This window comes from Paraburkholderia sp. UCT2, from assembly GCF_014397665.1.
GTDB classification, from domain to species: Bacteria; Pseudomonadota; Gammaproteobacteria; order Burkholderiales; family Burkholderiaceae; genus Paraburkholderia; species Paraburkholderia tuberum.
This window is the reverse complement of record NZ_VZQO01000004.1, coordinates 110,291-127,087: the sequence shown is the minus strand read 5'-3', so window position 1 is coordinate 127,087 and position 16,797 is coordinate 110,291. Positions and strand designations below refer to the sequence as shown.

The window sequence follows — 16,797 nt, the reverse complement described above, 5'->3', positions numbered from 1 at the left end:
CACACGACTTCATCTGGCTTGCGATGGGCGCCGCGTCGCTCAAGGTCATGTTTTTCAGGTTCAAAGCTTTCCGCTTGCTCGCTTCACACGCTTTTGTTAGCGATACAAACGGGTGAACGACGCGGTGACGCTCAGGCGCGCAATCAATTAGGCCAGCGCGGTCCAAATGCTTACGTTACCGGGAGCGGATCCAAAAATTCCCCGTCGGCTCAGCAATGGCCAGTTGTGCGCGGTTATTCCTGATCGCAATGCACCTTGAAGTGCGTTAGCACGGCGGCCCCAAACGCATTGCTTATCGCAACATCGGCGGCGTCGCGACCGTATGCCATCAAAACGCGCCCGATGCGCGGTGCGTTGTTACGCGGATCGAAGGTTTGCCAGCTACCCCCTACGTAGGCCTCAAACCACGCCGCGAAATCCATCGGCGCTGCGACGGGGGGCAAACCGACATCGCTGATATAACCGGTGCAGTAGCGAGCCGGAATATTCATGGCGCGGCATAGCGTGATGCCCAGATGGGCGAAGTCCCGGCAGACGCCTCTTCGTTCGCGGTAAACGTCCGCTGCGGTTTTGGTCGGCCGCGCGTGCCGGTAATCAAATGCGATATGCCGGTGCACGAAGTCGCAGATTGCGAGAACAGTCTCGCGGCCCGGCGCGCACTGTCCAAAAACCTTCCACGCGACGTCGACCATCAAATCGGTTTCACAATAGCGGCTACCCAATAGGAAAACGAGCGTATCGTCGGGCAACTGCTCGACTGGATGGCCCCGACCGTCTTTCGGACGCGTTTCCATCGCATTTGGCACATTCAGAAGCGCGGTCGTGCTCAAGCCAACACGCCCGGCGGGCGCGATTATCCGCGTGCACAGGTTGCCGAACAAGTCGCGGTACTGCCTCGTCGCCACCGGCGGATCGGTAACGAGCAGATCTGCCTCGACAATATCCTTTGCATGCGAAAAGTGCGTGTTCAGCATCAGCATCATCGGCGTCGGTTGTGAGCACTCGTACGACAGTTCGTATCCGACGCGAAGCTTCATATATTTATCCTGTTCGTCTGATCCCGGAGGTTGGGGCTGGCAACTCAAAGGCGTGCGGCCCGAGACAGCCACAACAGATGATCCCACGACGCCGGGCGTCACGCTCGCATTCAAAAACAATCGCCGCTACCTGGCCTGAGCGGCCCTATGGTCTGTTGAAATGAAATGAACGCCGTCTCCCGATGAGAGATTGGGCCTGACGCCAATGCTCTCAACGGCGACGACCGTCGTGCGTGCGACGTCGAACGCAGCTAGTGACCGTACTCGGCGGGACGAGTGAGTGTGTCGAGGCGGCGAAACAGGAATGGAATCAGCCAGTCGGGCCAAGCAGCAGGTCGATTGCGGCTTGACCGGCGACCTCCCCAACCAGGTAGGCCCATCGTTCAGTAAAAGGGCCGTTGCGCAGCGCGACCCGGCCCCCCCGCGCGCCGAGCACTTCGAGGTTGGTACCGCCTTTGATCTGGACAGTCACGTTGAACGTGTCCTCCGCAGCCGGAGTCAACTCGACGTGAATCTCGAAGCCACGATAGGTGATCATTCGTTGCATGAAAGGCTCCATGTCGTTATCGGAGACTAACACGCGAACGTTGCATGGTTCATACGGCTACAGGCGCTGATCCCGTACGAGATCGGTAACCGGCGTCGTAATTCTGCTTGCAGAGGCGTTCGAGACGGCAATTGCCTATTGGTTGAACTGCGCCCCGAGTACTGATGGTCCTGACAGACGTGCCGAGCGTCGGGAAGGGACCGGGTGCCGCGAGATGCGTTCTTTCCGGCTGCACCAGATGCTTCAAGATTCCCCGACCCTTCGACCGTGAGCCGCTGGTACCTGAATTCGCAATTCCCGACTTTCGCTTGCCCCGTGAAGGGCGGCTTGTGGCCGACTTGTGCCCGATGGCCCGGTCCTGGGAAGCCCATGCCTTGCCGCGCGCTTCCCGATGACACGAGATGGTCATACGCGGTGGCGCGCAGCCGTTAGCACTCAACGTAAGAGCGACCTGTGGTCCGCACCGGTCTCACGGTTCCGATCCTATAAATCCAGCCAATTCCTCGGGTTTTCCCAGGGGGAATGCTTCCTTTATGTGATCGAGAAAGGCGGAAACGCGAGGGCTTAGCAAGCGCCGCGAAGGATAAAGCGCCCATAGTGCGATGTCAGGGCCATCCAGATCACCCCAATGCGTAAGCCTGCCGGCTGCGATAACTGAGCGAAGCGGATCTTCGAATGTCCGCCCGGATCGCTGAGCGAACGACAGTTGAGGGGCCGAAAGCCGCCCCAAAAGAAATATCGGCAAGTCACCCCTTCTTTCGTCTTTCGCTTTCTTGTTTCACACGTACTATTTCAAGCCGTTTAGCTTCCTTTGTTCCCCATCGTGGCGCTCTGTTCTGGGTGGCTTCGGCGGCTGCACGAATGCGTGCTTTGGCAGCAAGTTGATTGGCTCTGCGTTCGTCCAGCTCCCTCATTTTGGCCGCTTGCCGTTCGGCGAAGCGTTCAGCCGCGATCGGTGTGGTTCGTTCAGGCAGTCCAGCAAGGACCACAAGCTTGTCGATATTGTCCCAGGTGCTGATCCAGCCGTCGTTGTAGGCAAACTCGCTAATCAACGGGAGGTTGAGTGCCGTGTAGATCGGGACCCAGTTTTCTTCTTCGCCCTGGCGGCGACGCACAGCGAGTTTGGGATTGAACTGGTACCGCCCGGTGGATACGCGCAGGAACAGGGATCTATTGTAGGCATAGTCTCTGTCGATTTCATTCCTCGCCAGCACGCCAGAAAGATGCTGGCGCTTGTTGCGCTCTGGCCGCGCGATGTTAGCGGGTAAGTGTTGCCAGGCATCGAGGATGATTTGGGTCTGGAACGCGCTGTCTGTATTGCCTCGTATCTTGCTGAATCGTGCTTTGAACAATACCCACAGGGTCTGGAACAGAAAATATTCAGACAGATGCCGGTCGATGCGGACCAAGCGATCGCCCGCTCTGACATCAATGCAGGGCGGAGCCAGGCATTCATAGATTGCCGCCAGCGGGCCAGCAGCGAACTTTGCATCGCCAAATGCCTGACGCAAAGCCCAGTGCAGGGCATTGTGACCATAGTGATCGACGGCATCGCGGTCGGCACCGCGCTCCAGCAGGGCTTCCACCAGCGCCACATTTCCTGCAGCAGCTGCGGCCATCAGCGGCGTCTGGTTCATTGGCAGACGATGATCGACGCCATGCTGGTCACACTGCCTGAGGATGTCCTTGAAGCGGTTGGCGAAGAAAGGGACGTAGCTCTTGCGGGCGAACACCGCGCGCTGCTGATCAAAGGTTCGTGCCTGCTCGAATTTCGCCTCGACTGCCAGCCACTCGGCGAGCTGCGGTTCATCGAAGCAGGTGGCATAGTCAAAGAGTTGCTGCTTGCCCTTGTTGCCCGGAGACTGCTCGCGGAAGACCTTGATCAGCAGTTCCCTGACCTTGGCCTCATCGAACACCGGCCACGGCACCGGGACCTGCTTCAAGATGGTGCGGCGGATGGCCTCCGCCTGCTCCTGCTTGCCCTGCAGTTCAAGTTTGCGTGCTTCCTTCTGCCAGTCTTCGAGCGTGGATTGCCTGGCCTCGATCCTGGTCTGGCCGACGATCAGATCCAGCAACCCGAACAGATCATGCCCTGTGTCCGACTCGATCATGTAGATGTTCTTGATGGCGCGCGTCAGCGCTACATACAGGGCATTGACAAAGAATTTATAGACTTCGAGCGACTTGTCACTCTTGTCTTTAGCGCGTTTGTAATCCAGTGTCTCGACCGCCAGATCGGTCTTGGCGATGCCCTCGACAATGTCGTTGAACTCGCCCCGGTGATCCGAGATGAAACGGTAGAGCACGATGTTCTCGTATTCGAGACCCTTGGCTTCGTGGATCGAGAACAACAGCGGCGTGGCAAAGTGCTTGCGGGCGTCGGCCTTGTCCTCATCGCGCATTACCAGGACGGCGAACCGGGCGGATTGGCGAATCTTCTGGTCCAGTTCGCGCCTGGTGGCGTCCTTGTCGGGTATCAGCGTAACCTGGCCGGTCTCGCCGCCGACGGCCTGGACCAGGAAGTTGCTCTCCCGGTCGATGGAGCCGAAGCGCCGCTGCTTGATCTTGAGCAACTGATTGGCGACGCGAGTGGCCTCCAGGCCGTTGCGAAAGTTGGCCATTAGCACGCGCAATTCCTGCCGCTCGGCCAGTTTCGGGTCCTTCCAGAACAGGCTCTTGACTTGGCTCCAGGAAAAGAAATTGGGATGGACAATCTGGTTGGAATCCCCGCAGAGCATGAAATGGCCAGGCTTCTTCATGGTTTTCAGCACGAGCGCGAGTTGCACGGTGGTGATGTCCTGCACCTCGTCAATCACCACGAAGTCGTAGCGCGGCGCAGCCAGCGCTTGCCAGTCCTGGGCGACCAGATTCAGGTCGTAGAGCTTTGCCTCGGCCAGCCAGGCGCGATACTTCTCAAACAGATTGTAGAGTTGGTCGCGCCGTTCTACGGGAAAGATCGATTGACGCACCCCCAGTGCTTGATACTCGTCGCGCGACAGGACACCGCCCGACCCGGCGGCAATCACGCCGCGAATCTCCTCGAAAGCCTGGTGGGCATCGACATCCTTGAAGTTCTGCCGTATACGCGAGTACCAGCCCGCAAAGTCGCGCCAGCTAGCCTCGCGTCCTGCCGGAACACGGATCGACTCGACAAACTCCCGGTAGGACAGAAATACGGCATCCTGAGCGCCATGCTCGAAACCGTTGGCGTAATAAAGGTCGCGGGCGCTCTGCGCCAGGAAGGCGGAGTGAGTGACGTAGAGGACCTCACCTTCGGCATGCTTGAGCTTTTCAAGCGTCAGTGCGGTCTTGCCGCTGCCAGCGCTGCCGACGACAACCAAGGGAGGTGGCTGTCGGTAAATGGTCTCCTGCGTGTCATCAAACGAGATCGGTTTGTCGAGCAGGTGAATGCCGGTACGCTCGGGATGAAGGTAGCGTAGAGCTTGCGCCTCCCTGATGGCGTCATCAGCGCTGACGTCTGGAATTTTGCTCTCGTCAATCGCCGCGCCGCGCAGGAAACGTGACTTATCGTAGGCGTGATTGGCGATCACTTCCAGCATCAGTGCGCAGACTTCATCCCCGTGGCGCACCAGCGAGAACAACAGCCGGTCGGCGTCATCCAGCTTCGCCCGGTAGAACTTGCCGTGGCTCAGATTGGCGAGCTTCTTGACTTGGGCAGCCCGGAAGTCGTGGCGAGCGATGGCCGCGGACACCTTGTCGTAGCTGGCCTTGACGCGTGAAGTGTCGAAGCCTGTGTATTCGAGAATCTTCATGAGGCGATGAGGACAAGTGCACGAACAAGAATTCTCTCATGGCCGCCTGGCCTGCCAACCTCTATAGCAAGTTTTCCGGTCATTCCTGAACGGCGGTTATCCGACCTGGACCGGACGCCCTACGACAGGGTATTTCCTCATGCTGAATGACCGGTTCCGGCCGTCTACTGCCCGATACGCTTTGGCTCATGTCGACCCACAACGGCCCCTCACTGAACCGCTTAGCAGACGTTCCAAATTTGCATCTGCATCAGAAAGACGCCGTGGACGGCTACCCGTGCGACACGATCCTCGGTTCAGTTCGCATGGACGGGCCTGTAGACCCAATCGCGAATACGGTGAAAGGTGCGAACAACAAGATTCAATCTCAACGGCATACCTTGGGGAGGTTTGGGTAATCCCACTTTTTTTATCGCTTCCATGCAATCATTATCGTACCTTGAATCACCACTTGAGGTCTTCACGGTAATTGATAACACGTTACCTTCGGCGTCGATCTCCACGGGAAAAACAGCGTCAGTGGCTTTGTCGCCGTCGGTCACCAAGGCATTCGTGACGGGCAATATCCGCTTCCGGACCGCGAGCGCGTACTCCGACATGGCCGCTGCGGAAGGTTGCGAGGCGCCATGCTGCGGTACCGATCCGTCAGGTTCAATCGGGCGGCAAGGACCGCTTAGCAGCATCGCGGTAATCGCAAGCAGGACTGATTCTTTTCTCACGGCTATCTGTTCTCTTTCCAGTCAATACTTGATGGTGGCGTCTCGCCAGATGCAACGTTGCATCTGGCCCGCTTTGTGGTGTTTCGGAAGAGATATTACCCCGAGCACTGGTCCTATATTCGTTGAGACAGCACGATTTTCAACGACCTACCTGTGCGTGTCGAACGTCTCAAAGTGGCGGGTAGCACCAGTTCGATGAACGTTTTACAGAGGTGACGTTGGAATTCTCAACGAATTGGTAAGGACCTCCCCGATTGCAGCTTTCCCGTGGTTGGTGTGAACGCGTACTGCCGGCCATCAAGCGTCATTCGTCCGTTCCGTCGCGCAGACATTCAGACGGCGGGTCCGCCCCCGCAAACGGCCATTCGATTGCCAAAGGAGGACGTTGCTTCACCGGCGTAGGCCGACCGCATCGGGCGGTAGATGGCCCAAGAGCGGTCGGTCGACATCGACGTCCGGAACGTTGGCAATCGATGCGCACCCGTATTCGGATGGAGCGTTCCCATGCGAATTCTCGTTGCTGTCCAGCTCTCGCTGGTCAGCGAGCTTTGCTGTTACTGCCTACGATGTACATATCGTTCTTAAAGCGTTTTGGGCCGAAGAGTCGCAGCCCCAATTCATCTTGGCAGAGTGACAGAGCGACCTTGGCGGTGACAACGAGGTCCAGCTCGTCCAACGCGACGACGATTAGGGCAATCGTTTGGAGACAGCCATGCATTTCGACTACCAACAATTCCACATCGACGCGTCACCTCTTGATGAAGGCGGCCGCTATTACGCTCGCGCAAAGATCTACCGGCGCGCCTCGGCGAGTGGCGATGCCGTCGAGGTAAAGTATTCGGGCGACCTCGGCGATTACCCCTCCGACGCGGATGCTATTGAGGCGGCGCGGCGTTGGGCGATTCAGTGGTGCGACGAGAACTCCGCTTAGGCTTCACTATCCCAGGTCCAGGCTGTCCCGGAGTATTCGCCGCACCCACCAGACATCCAGTTCGGAGGCACGCGTCAGGCGAGAGCGATACGTGCAGCAAGGGCTGACAACGGCCCTCACGACCGATCCTGCTGATCCCCGACAAAAGAAGCGGCGCATAATGCACACATCCCTTTGTCAGGACGATGGAGGTAGATGTGACAACTTTTGCTATCGACGCCGTTCGCATCAACCCGACGAACGACAGGTTTACCCATGTGCGTTGGGCTCCCGTCGATCCGTCGACGCGTGAATGGCTGTCCCCCCCTGCGATTGTGGAGGTGGCCGAAGTCGTCGCCGCGATCCGTCGGGGCGATGTTGTTTGGTCCCTTTTTACGCTTGGTGGCACACGGTATCTCGGGCCAAAAATTGTGTCTGTCTCTCACACCGACGGACACGCCGGGATCGACACGGATATCCCTGGTGATCATGTCGAAAAATGCATTGACGATTTGCCGCACCTTTGACGGCATACCTTTGAGGCCGTCGGCGATCGGACTGTGAAAGGTCTGGACGGGTCGGTAAGACTCGTTGATGGACAGAGAGAGCTGACATTCGCCGACGCCAGTTTGTAAAAGTCAGCAAAGCGATACGCAACAGCCGCACCAATTTGATCGGCGAACGTCGGCTCAGGCCGATGACCCACCGGTAGCCTTTCCGCGACGAAAGTCCGCTTCACTCTTCAAAGAGCCATTGATGCTTCGACATGCCGGAAGTCGGCTCTGGGTCGGCAAGACTCATCCATCCATGACTTAGCTGACATTCACCGGCACCGGGTTGCGAAGGTCAGCAAAGCGACCTGCTGCGGCCGCACGCTGCCCGAGCGGCAACCGACCGCTATGGCCGAAGTGTACGCGACGGTTATCAGGCAGGTCTTCTGGAGAACCAGCCATGCGGATGACGGCTTTGAGGATAAGGGGCCGGATTCGCCCGATGAGAGGTGCGCCAACAGCGGGCGCACGAGCCGGTACGTAGCATTGTTTCGCACGGCTAGCGTCGGTCGCGCTCGATTTCAGTCTGTTCTGGGCTGCTTCATACGGACCAACCCCGCGCCTGGTCGCGTCGCTCGGAAAATATCGAGGGTACAAGGCAGGGAGATACTCTCCGTACCATAACTTAGACGCCCCCATCCTGACGACACGCCTGAATATGAGCGGTGGCGACCGCGCGCTAAACTGGGTGTGTGCTATCGAAAAGTTCGGTGGGTCGAGCGCAAGACGATGAAATTCACCCGAATGATGGTCGGCCTCGCCGTCGCGTACATGACCGTGTTAGCCGGAGTCGCCATCTTGCAGGATCGTTTTCTCTACTTCCCTCAGAAAGCCGCCATCGAGGAGGTCACCTCCGGTGGACTGCGCGCCTGGCCGACACCTGAGGCGTTCAGGGGCCTCGTGGCGGAGCCGGCCGGGTCCGCGCGCGCCACGGTCATCGTCTTTCATGGCAACGCGGGGCATGCCGGCCACCGCTCGTTCTATGCGGCAGCGCTCACCCGGCTCGGGCTGCGCGTGATTCTCGCCGAATATCCAGGCTACGGGCCGCGCACCGGTGCATTAGGCGAAGCGAGCCTGGTCGACGATGCTCAACAAACCATCGCGCTCGCACATCGCCTCTATGGAGCGCCGCTGCTGCTCATCGGCGAATCGCTTGGGGCCGGCGTGGTCGCTGCGGCCGGCTCGCGTGAACGCGACAAGATCGCAGGCATGATGCTCATCACGCCATGGGATCGGCTCGAGCACGTCGCCGCTTACCACTATCCGTGGCTGCCCGTGAAGTGGCTGCTGCGCGACCAATACGACAGCGTGACCCATCTGGCGTCGTTCGACCGCCCGATTCTCGTCGTGGTTGCGGAACGCGACAGCATCGTCCCTACGCGCTACGGCGAGGCGCTTTACAACTCGCTGTCCGCACCGAGAAAACTCGTGGTGGTGAAGGCGGCTGACCATAACGACTGGATTGGCCACGTCGACGAAACCTGGTGGCGGGAGGCGACCGACTTCCTGCTTACGCCTTTGCATTGAAATATGAAGACGCCACCGGTCCCGTCCAACTCGGAGCGCATCTATGTTCTCGACGCGAAGAACAGGCCTGTCGAGGTGTTCGACCACGGCGCGTGGTCGCGCTGGATGACGGAAAACGAACTGATCTTCCGCCGCACACTGCTGGACGACTACGGTGTAACGGTCACGACCCGCTTCCGTGGTGTGTCCGAACCAAAAACCGGGGAGGCCTTGCTGTTCGTGACGCGCGTCGCCGGAATGCAGGCGCAAGACAACAGGAGCTACGGAGCAAGTACGCTCGATGAGGCGCTGGAGCAGCATGAGCGCATCGTGCAGAAAATCCTCCGGATAATGACAGGGCGGTGACCATTACAGCACGACGATTCTGCGGAGCCGTAGCCCCAGGAAGTCGCCAGATGGATCTGGTGCAAACGGCGCAAGCGAATCGGTTAGAGTGTCCTGCTGAACGAATAGAGAGCCGTCGTGGCGTGTCGATGAAACGTAGCTGAAGATCCGCGGCAGGTGGGTGTAGCTCTGCCGGGCGGTGAATCGGGCCGGCCAGACAGTTGACTTCATGCTACGTGCAAAGCGCGACGTGAAGGCGGCCAAAGCCTTTTTCAGGAAAGCTCTCAAACATCAGGGCAAGCCGCCGAAGACCATCGCACTGGATGGCTATGCCGCCTCACACGCGCGCGAACGGACGAACGGCCCAGCTGAGCCGCTTACTGAGAACGAGAGCCGGTCGACAGCGCACCTCAATCCCACCGCTCGTCACGCACCTGAACGACGCCCGCCTCGATCCGCACCGGAAACGCCACCACATCCTCATATGCCGGCGGAGCCAGCACCTTTCCGGTCCTGATGCAAAATCGTGCACCGTGGCGCGGACAGACGACCACGTCGCCTTCCACCACACCGCCAGTCAGGATGCCGCCGTCGTGCGGGCAGACATCCTCGATTGCGTAACAGGTGCCGTCGACGTTGAACACAGCAACCTGCGCGCCATCGACCTCGACGCTGCGAACAGACCCGGCCGGAAAATCCCCGATCGCGGCGACGTCGACCCAGTCGGACATGTCAAAGCATCCCCAACTGCAGGCGCGCCGCATCCGACATCCGGTCTCTCGACCACGGCGGATCCCACACCAGTTCAACGTGCACGTCGTTCACTCCGCTCGCCGAGAACACCGCATCCTCCACCGTCGCCGGGAAGGTCTGCGCGACCGGGCAGCCGGGCGCGGTCAGCGTCATGCGGATCCCAACGCGGCCTTCGGCTTCGTCCACGTCAAGACCATAAACAAGCCCCAAATCGTAGATGTTGACCGGAATCTCCGGGTCGAACACGGTGCGCAGTGCATCGATCACGCGTTCTTCAAGACCTTCTGTTGTCGTGCCACTCCCGGGTTGTGCGGCCTCGGCGCGCTTCAGCCAGTCGAATGTGCTCATCGTCTGCCTCACTCTGTCGAAACGGGGCGATCCTCGTCGTGCAGCGCGGCGTGGAGCGTATGCCAGGCCAGCGTCGCGCACTTCACACGCTCGGGAAATTCACGTACACCGGACAGCACCGCCAGCTTGCCCATCTCCGGCGCGGCTGTCGCCTGCCCTGCAGCGGGTGTTGTCACCATGTCGTGAAAGCGCCCGAACAGCGCTTCGGCCTCTGCTTCCGTTTTGCCTTTCAGCGCCTCGGTCATCAGCGACGCTGATGCTGTCGCAATTGCACAGCCCGCCCCTTCGAAACTCGCTTCTTTGACGATGCCGTCCTCGATTCGCAGATAAAGCGTAATCCGGTCGCCGCACAGCGGGTTATAGCCCTCAGCCGTGTGATTGGCGCCGGACAGTCCATGACAGTTACGCGGCCGCCGGTAGTGGTCGAAGATGACTTCCTGATACAGATCGCGCAGATCGCTCATTTTCCGAATATCTCCCTGACCTTTCCGAGACCTTCGATCAGCGCGTCGATATCCTGGTGCGTGTTGTAGAGGGCGAGCGACGCGCGCACGGTCGCCGGTACGCCGAAGCGCTGCATCACCGGCATCGCGCAATGATGGCCCGCACGCACCGCGATGCCGTGATGATCGAGAATCGTGCCGACATCATGGGCATGCACGCCGTCGAGCACGAACGACAGAATGCCTGCCTTGTCGCGTGCGCTACCGATAAAACGCAAGCCCGGTATCACCCGCAGGGCGGCCGTCGCATAGGCGAGCAGTTCGTTCTCGTGCGCGGCGATGACTTCCATGCCGATGCTGTCGACATAGTCGAGCGCCGCGCCCAGCGCAATCGCGCCGGCAATGTTCGGCGTACCCGCTTCGAACTTCCACGGAATCGCGTTGTATTCCGTTTTCTCGAACGTTACCGATCGGATCATGTCGCCGCCGCCCTGCCATGGCGGCATCGCTTCAAGCAGTGCGGCCTTGGCGTATAGCACGCCAATGCCAGTCGGTCCGTACACCTTATGCCCGGACAACGCGTAGAAATCGCAATCTATCGCGCGGACGTCGACCGGCAGATGCGTGATTGCCTGTGCACCATCCAGCAGCACCGGCACGCCCCGCGCGTGTGCCGCTGCAACGATGCGCTCCACCGGATTGATGCTGCCGAGCGCGTTGGCCAAGTGCGTCATCGCGACCAGCCGCGTACGTTCGCTTAACAAGCGCTCGTACGCGCCGGCATCGAGTGCGCCCGTATCGTCGATCGGCACGACTTTCAGCGCCGCGCCCGTCTGCTCGCAGACGAGCTGCCACGGCACAATGTTCGAATGGTGCTCCATCGCGCTAATCAGGATTTCGTCGCCGGGCTTGATCTGCGGGCGAGCATAGCTCTGGGCGACGAGATTGATCGCTTCGGTCGTGCCACGCACGAACACGATCTCCTCCGGACGCTGCGCATTGATGAAGCGTGCAATCTTCGCGCGTGCGGCCTCGAATGAATCGGTCGCGCGCTGCGACAGGAGATGCACGCCGCGGTGCACATTCGCGTTGCTATGCCGGTAGTAAGCGTTTTCCGCGTAGATGACCGAGGCAGGCTTTTGCGTCGTGGCGCCATTGTCGAGATAGACCAATGGCCGGCCATGCACGCGCTCGCCCAGAATCGGAAAATCGGCTCGCCAGTGCTCGACATTGCGCGGATCGGGCGTCTGCATCTGTTCGATCGGCTTCATAGCAACTCCCTGATGCGCTCGCCTTCCGGGGTGCGCGCGAACAGCAGGTTTTCGAGCCGGCCACGCAGCGAATCGATGCGCACACCTTCGACTATGTCGCGCGCAAATGCGTATGTCAGTAGCGCCCGTGCCATGCGCTCTTCGACACCTCGTGCACGTAAATAGAACAGCTGGTTGTCGTCCAGTTGACCGACCGTCGCGCCGTGTGTGCATTTCACGTCGTCGGCGTAGATCTCGAGTTGCGGCTTCGTGTCGATTTCCGCATCGCGTGACAGCAGCAGGTTGTGATTCGCCTGATGCGTGTCCGTTTGCTGTGCATCGCGATGCACGATGACGCGCCCGTTGAACACGCCGCGCGCTGCGCCGTCGAGCACCCCGCGGTAATGCTCGCGACTCGTGCCATGCGGCTCTGTGTGATCGATGCGCGTGTGGTGATCGACGTGCTGCCGGCCCCCGACGAAATAGAGACCGTTCAACGTCGCTTGCGCGTTCGCGGCGTTCAGGCTTGTGCCGATACCAGTGCGCGACAACGCGGCGCCGAACGCGAACGCATGTGAGGTAAAACAGCTGCCCCGTTGCTGCGCAGCGGCGACCGACGCGATATGAAAAGCCTTCGGGCCCTCTTGCTGCAACCGGTAGTGCTGCACGTCCGCCTGCTCGTCTGCGACGATGCGGGTAACTGCATTGGTCCAGTACGCGTCGCCGCTCAGCCCTACAAAATGCTCGACGATCGTGCAGGCCGAGCGTGCTCCTGCAAGCACGACATTGAACGGCTGCACCGCAAGACCCGCTTCGTCGGTCAGGAACAGGATCTGCAGCGGTTGATCGATGACCTCGCCAGGCGGCAGCACGATGGCAAACCCATCCGTCATAAACGCCGTATTTAGCGCGGCAAAGCCATCTGAATACGCCTGCGAGGCGAATGCCGATTCCAGTTGTTGTGGCATTTCTCTCAACGCCCGGGTGAGCGAGCCCACAAATACCCCGTGTGGCAAACCATTCAGTTTCGACGGCCGCGGCACATGCCGACCGTTGACAAAGACCAGTCGATGCGCGGCAGGGTCCAGCTTGAGTTCATCGATGACGTGCCGCACGTCGCTATCGTCCGTGCGTTGTGCCTTGAAATGCCAGGGACGCTTGCCAATCGCCGACACGTTCGTGTATTTCCAGTCCTCGTGCCGCGTGGTCGGCAAACCCAGCGCGTCGAACTGGTCGAACGCGCTTCGGCGCGCGGCACGCAGCCATGGAAACTCAGCGCCGGGCAACGTCTTCGCGAGTTGCCCAAACTGATGGAAATAGTCGAGAGATTCGTTTTTCATGGATGCCCCGCACGTTCCTGGCTTGCTCTATTTTCTGGTTGCACCGCTTCATCGTCGATCCAACCATAGCCTTTACGCTCCAGCTCCAGCGCCAGTTCACGGGACCCCGACTTCACGATCCGGCCATTCGCCAGCACATGCACGCGATCCGGCACGATGTAGTCCAATAGCCGCTGATAGTGCGTCACGAGCACGATCGCCCGTTCTGGACTGCGCATGCTGTTGACGCCCTGCGCGACAATCTGCAATGCGTCGATGTCGAGTCCGGAATCCGTTTCGTCGAGAATGGCGAGCCGGGGCTCCAGCACGACCATCTGCAGAATCTCGTTGCGTTTCTTCTCTCCGCCGGAAAACCCTTCGTTCACGGCGCGATACAGCAGACTCTCGTCCATCCGCATCAGCGTCATCCTCTCCTTGACCCGTTGCAGAAACTCCATCGCATCGAACTCCGGCTCGCCACGATACCGCCGCTGCGCATTCAGCGCCGCCTTCAGCAGATAAACGTTGCTCACGCCGGGTATCTCGACGGGATACTGGAACGCGAGAAACAGTCCTTGGTGTGCGCGCTCCTCGGGTGCGAGCGCCAGCAGGTCGCGGCCGAGATACGAGACCTCGCCGCCCGTGACAGCAAAGTCCTCGCGCCCGGCCAGCACCTGGGCAAGCGTGCTCTTGCCCGAGCCGTTTGGACCCATGATCGCGTGCACCTCGCCGGCCCTTACATCCAGATCGATGCCACACAGAATTTTCTTGCCGTCGACTTCGACCTGCAGATTGCTGATTTCAAGCATGGTCCGAATCCCTCGCGAATCGCTGTGGGTTATCCCACGGCGCCTTCCAGGCTGACGCCGAGCAGCTTTTGTGCCTCGACCGCAAACTCCATCGGCAGCTCCTTGAAGACCTCCTTGCAGAAGCCGTTCACGATCATCGACACCGCATCTTCCGGCGACAACCCACGCTGCCGGCAATAGAACAACTGGTCTTCGCCGATGCGTGATGTCGATGCTTCGTGTTCGACCTTCGCGGTCGGGTTCTTGACCTCGATGTAGGGGAATGTGTGAGCGCTGCAACGGTTTCCGAGCAAAAGCGAATCGCACTGCGTGTAGTTGCGCGCGCCTTCCGCCGCACGGCCGACCTTCACCAGACCGCGATACGCGTTCTTTCCGCGGCCCGCCGAAATGCCTTTCGACAGAATCGTGCTGCGCGTATTGCGGCCGAGGTGAACCATCTTCGTCCCGGTATCGGCCTGTTGATAGTGGTTGGTCAGTGCCACCGAATAGAATTCACCGACCGAGTTATCGCCCTGCAGGATCACGCTCGGATACTTCCACGTAATCGCCGAACCGGTTTCCACCTGAGTCCATGAAATCTTCGAATTGGCCTCGCGGCAGTCGCCACGTTTGGTCACGAAGTTGTAGATGCCGCCCTTGCCCGACGCATCGCCCGGATACCAGTTCTGCACGGTCGAATACCGGATCTGTGCACCTTCCAGCGCGACCAGTTCGACCACAGCGGCATGTAGTTGGTTTTCGTCGCGCATCGGCGCGGTGCAGCCTTCCAGATAGCTCACGTACGCGCCTTTGTCCGCGACGATCAGCGTGCGCTCGAACTGCCCGGTGTTCTGGGCGTTGATACGAAAGTAGGTCGATAGTTCCATCGGGCAGCGCACGCCCGGCGGGATGTAGCAGAACGACCCATCGCTGAACACGGCGGAATTGAGCGCAGCGAAGAAATTGTCGGTGTGCGGCACGACCGAGCCGAGATACTTTCGCACCAGTTCAGGATGATGCTGTATGGCATCCGAGAACGAACAGAACACAATGCCGAGTTCCGCCAGCTTTTCGCGGAACGTAGTCGCTACCGACACGCTGTCGAATACCGCATCCACCGCTACGCCCGCCAGCAGTTCGCGCTCCCTCAGCGGCACACCCAGCTTTTCGTAGGTACGCAGCAGTTCCGGATCGACTTCATCGAGACTCTTCGGACGATTCTTCTGCGTCATCGGCGCGGAATAATAGATTATGTTCTGGTAATCGATCGCCGGGTGTTCGACCGTCGCCCAATGCGGCTCGGTCATCGTGAGCCAGTGGCGATAGGCCGCGAGTCGCCATTCGAGCATGAACGCCGGCTCGTCTTTCTTCACCGAAATGAGCCGGACCACATCCTCGCTCAGCCCGCGCGGAAGCGCATCGGCCTGCAGATCAGTCACGAAACCGTGCTGGTATTCGCGGCTGATCAGTTCATCGAAACCGGTTGCGGATGGGCTCATGTGTGACCTCGGTCAATCGACTTGCGCGCAGGCGTCGCGCCCGCGCGATGGGTGGAGATACTACGCGCGCGGATCGCGCTGATATCGACTGCGCGCAAGGTGGGGCCCGCCATGTCCGCCAGCGTGACCTGCTGCAACGCTTCGTAAATCAGGCGATTGACCTTCTGCCAGTTGGCGCGCACCGCGCACGCCGCCTCCTGGATACACAGGCCTGGCGTAGTGCTGCATTCGGTCATCCCGATCGGGCCGTCGACGACGGCGATCACCTCCGCCAGCGTGATCCGCGCGGGCGGCCGCGGCAGCAGGTAGCCGCCGTTTGTGCCGCGCAGCGACTCCACGACACCACCGCGCGTCAGGACTTTCAGCACCTTTGACACCGTAGGCCCCGCGACGCCGGTCGCCGCAGCAATGCTGCTTGCGCTGTGGACGGCATCGGGATCGCGCGCCATCGCAGTCATGATCACCGTGCCGTAATCGGCAAGTTTGCTCATGCGCAACATCGGAACATCTCCCGTTTTAATCAGGACCCTTTTGGTCCAGATTACATCGAAACGAAAACCGCACGTTTAACGCCGATTCCATTCTAGACCTGTATATATAACCTTGTCAGTGTATTGGTCTTCGTGACGGACCGCTCTGGCGGGCCACGCTCCATCGACTGAAAATACCCACTCGCCCGACGAGACATCAATTGTTTGATATCCAGAATATCGAAAACTGATTTAAAAGCCGGAATCCGCGTGACGGATGCGCGATGTGCATCGCCAATCTCGGGAGAGACCCGCCGCATAGTACCTTGGGCTGTTGTGGCATCCGGACCCAGTGGGGCTACTGCCCGATCTTTCTGGTGATTGTGGTCGTGTGGAGTGTTGAGCAGGTGCGCGGACTGAATGTCGAACGCGCCCATTGCCCTCGGCCTACGTGTTCAGCGCATACATGAAAGCCCGGAATCCACGGTCACCGTTGCCAAGTTGTCGCTGTCGGATGAATGATCCCCGTCAAGATTCGG

General features: G+C 59.7%; 17 protein-coding genes and 1 pseudogene. 5 read left to right on the top strand and 13 right to left on the bottom strand.

The window, feature by feature from the left end; genetic code table 11:
• Window positions 1-233: 233 nt before the first annotated feature.
• The 5 genes and pseudogenes from F6X39_RS05035 to F6X39_RS05020 form a co-directional block, all read right to left on the bottom strand.
• A complete protein-coding gene (locus F6X39_RS05035) occupies window positions 234-1,037 on the bottom strand; it encodes a transglutaminase-like domain-containing protein (protein ID WP_090811454.1) in 804 nt (267 codons plus the stop codon).
• A gap of 310 nt (window positions 1,038-1,347) precedes the next feature.
• A complete protein-coding gene (locus tag F6X39_RS05030) occupies window positions 1,348-1,584 on the bottom strand; it encodes a hypothetical protein (protein ID WP_187615801.1) in 237 nt (78 codons plus the stop codon).
• Window positions 1,585-2,053: 469 nt separating this feature from the next.
• Window positions 2,054-2,236: pseudogene (locus tag F6X39_RS36555) on the bottom strand (LysR family transcriptional regulator); the annotation flags it as partial.
• Window positions 2,237-2,330: 94 nt separating this feature from the next.
• On the bottom strand, window positions 2,331-5,357 hold the full coding sequence (locus F6X39_RS05025) for an ankyrin repeat domain-containing protein (RefSeq protein ID WP_187615800.1): 3,027 nt from the start codon (window positions 5,355-5,357) through the stop codon (window positions 2,331-2,333).
• Between the two features lie 296 nt (window positions 5,358-5,653).
• Entirely contained in the window at window positions 5,654-6,076 is a 423-nt protein-coding gene (locus F6X39_RS05020) for a TonB family protein (RefSeq protein ID WP_187615799.1), read from the bottom strand.
• A gap of 712 nt (window positions 6,077-6,788) precedes the next feature.
• Between F6X39_RS05020 and F6X39_RS05015 the strand changes: the two genes are divergently transcribed.
• The 5 genes from F6X39_RS05015 (at window position 6,789) to F6X39_RS37535 (ending at window position 9,905) form a co-directional block, all read left to right on the top strand.
• Complete coding sequence (locus F6X39_RS05015; protein ID WP_187615798.1) at window positions 6,789-7,007, top strand: hypothetical protein; 219 nt, start codon at window positions 6,789-6,791, stop codon at window positions 7,005-7,007.
• Window positions 7,008-7,204: 197 nt separating this feature from the next.
• Complete coding sequence (locus tag F6X39_RS05010) at window positions 7,205-7,513, top strand: hypothetical protein (RefSeq protein ID WP_187615797.1); 309 nt, start codon at window positions 7,205-7,207, stop codon at window positions 7,511-7,513.
• Window positions 7,514-8,266: 753 nt separating this feature from the next.
• On the top strand, window positions 8,267-9,064 hold the full coding sequence (locus tag F6X39_RS05005; protein ID WP_187615796.1) for an alpha/beta hydrolase: 798 nt from the start codon (window positions 8,267-8,269) through the stop codon (window positions 9,062-9,064).
• A gap of 3 nt (window positions 9,065-9,067) precedes the next feature.
• Complete coding sequence (locus F6X39_RS05000) at window positions 9,068-9,409, top strand: hypothetical protein (RefSeq protein WP_187615795.1); 342 nt, start codon at window positions 9,068-9,070, stop codon at window positions 9,407-9,409.
• A 208-nt stretch (window positions 9,410-9,617) separates the two neighbouring features.
• Window positions 9,618-9,905 (top strand): DDE-type integrase/transposase/recombinase, encoded by a 288-nt coding sequence (locus tag F6X39_RS37535; RefSeq protein ID WP_410449877.1) that lies wholly within the window; start codon window positions 9,618-9,620, stop codon window positions 9,903-9,905.
• Here the strand turns inward: F6X39_RS37535 and nirD are convergent.
• From nirD to F6X39_RS04955, 8 genes are read right to left on the bottom strand one after another with little or no spacing between them, the layout of a single operon-like run.
• The gene (gene nirD, locus F6X39_RS04990) at window positions 9,799-10,119 is read right to left on the bottom strand and encodes a nitrite reductase small subunit NirD (protein WP_090811477.1); all 321 of its coding nucleotides are present in this window, start codon (window positions 10,117-10,119) and stop codon (window positions 9,799-9,801) included. The genes F6X39_RS37535 and nirD overlap by 107 nt on opposite strands.
• A 1-nt stretch (window position 10,120) precedes the next feature.
• Window positions 10,121-10,489, bottom strand: coding sequence for an SUF system Fe-S cluster assembly protein (locus F6X39_RS04985; RefSeq protein WP_090811480.1), 369 nt, complete (start codon window positions 10,487-10,489; stop codon window positions 10,121-10,123).
• Between the two features lie 8 nt (window positions 10,490-10,497).
• Entirely contained in the window at window positions 10,498-10,953 is a 456-nt protein-coding gene (sufU, locus tag F6X39_RS04980; RefSeq protein ID WP_184058729.1) for a Fe-S cluster assembly sulfur transfer protein SufU, read from the bottom strand.
• A complete protein-coding gene (locus F6X39_RS04975) occupies window positions 10,950-12,203 on the bottom strand; it encodes a cysteine desulfurase (protein ID WP_316251658.1) in 1,254 nt (417 codons plus the stop codon). The genes sufU and F6X39_RS04975 overlap by 4 nt, the downstream gene beginning before the upstream one ends.
• The gene (sufD, locus tag F6X39_RS04970) at window positions 12,200-13,522 is read right to left on the bottom strand and encodes a Fe-S cluster assembly protein SufD (protein ID WP_187615794.1); all 1,323 of its coding nucleotides are present in this window, start codon (window positions 13,520-13,522) and stop codon (window positions 12,200-12,202) included. The genes F6X39_RS04975 and sufD overlap by 4 nt, the downstream gene beginning before the upstream one ends.
• Window positions 13,519-14,310 (bottom strand): Fe-S cluster assembly ATPase SufC, encoded by a 792-nt coding sequence (gene sufC / locus F6X39_RS04965; RefSeq protein WP_187615793.1) that lies wholly within the window; start codon window positions 14,308-14,310, stop codon window positions 13,519-13,521. Before sufC ends, sufD begins: the two co-directional genes overlap by 4 nt.
• Before the next feature lie 29 nt (window positions 14,311-14,339).
• Window positions 14,340-15,788: a Fe-S cluster assembly protein SufB gene (gene sufB / locus F6X39_RS04960; RefSeq protein ID WP_187615792.1), complete on the bottom strand. Its 1,449-nt coding sequence runs from the start codon at window positions 15,786-15,788 to the stop codon at window positions 14,340-14,342.
• A complete protein-coding gene (locus F6X39_RS04955; RefSeq protein WP_187615791.1) occupies window positions 15,785-16,288 on the bottom strand; it encodes an SUF system Fe-S cluster assembly regulator in 504 nt (167 codons plus the stop codon). The genes sufB and F6X39_RS04955 overlap by 4 nt, the downstream gene beginning before the upstream one ends.
• Window positions 16,289-16,797: the final 509 nt, after the last annotated feature.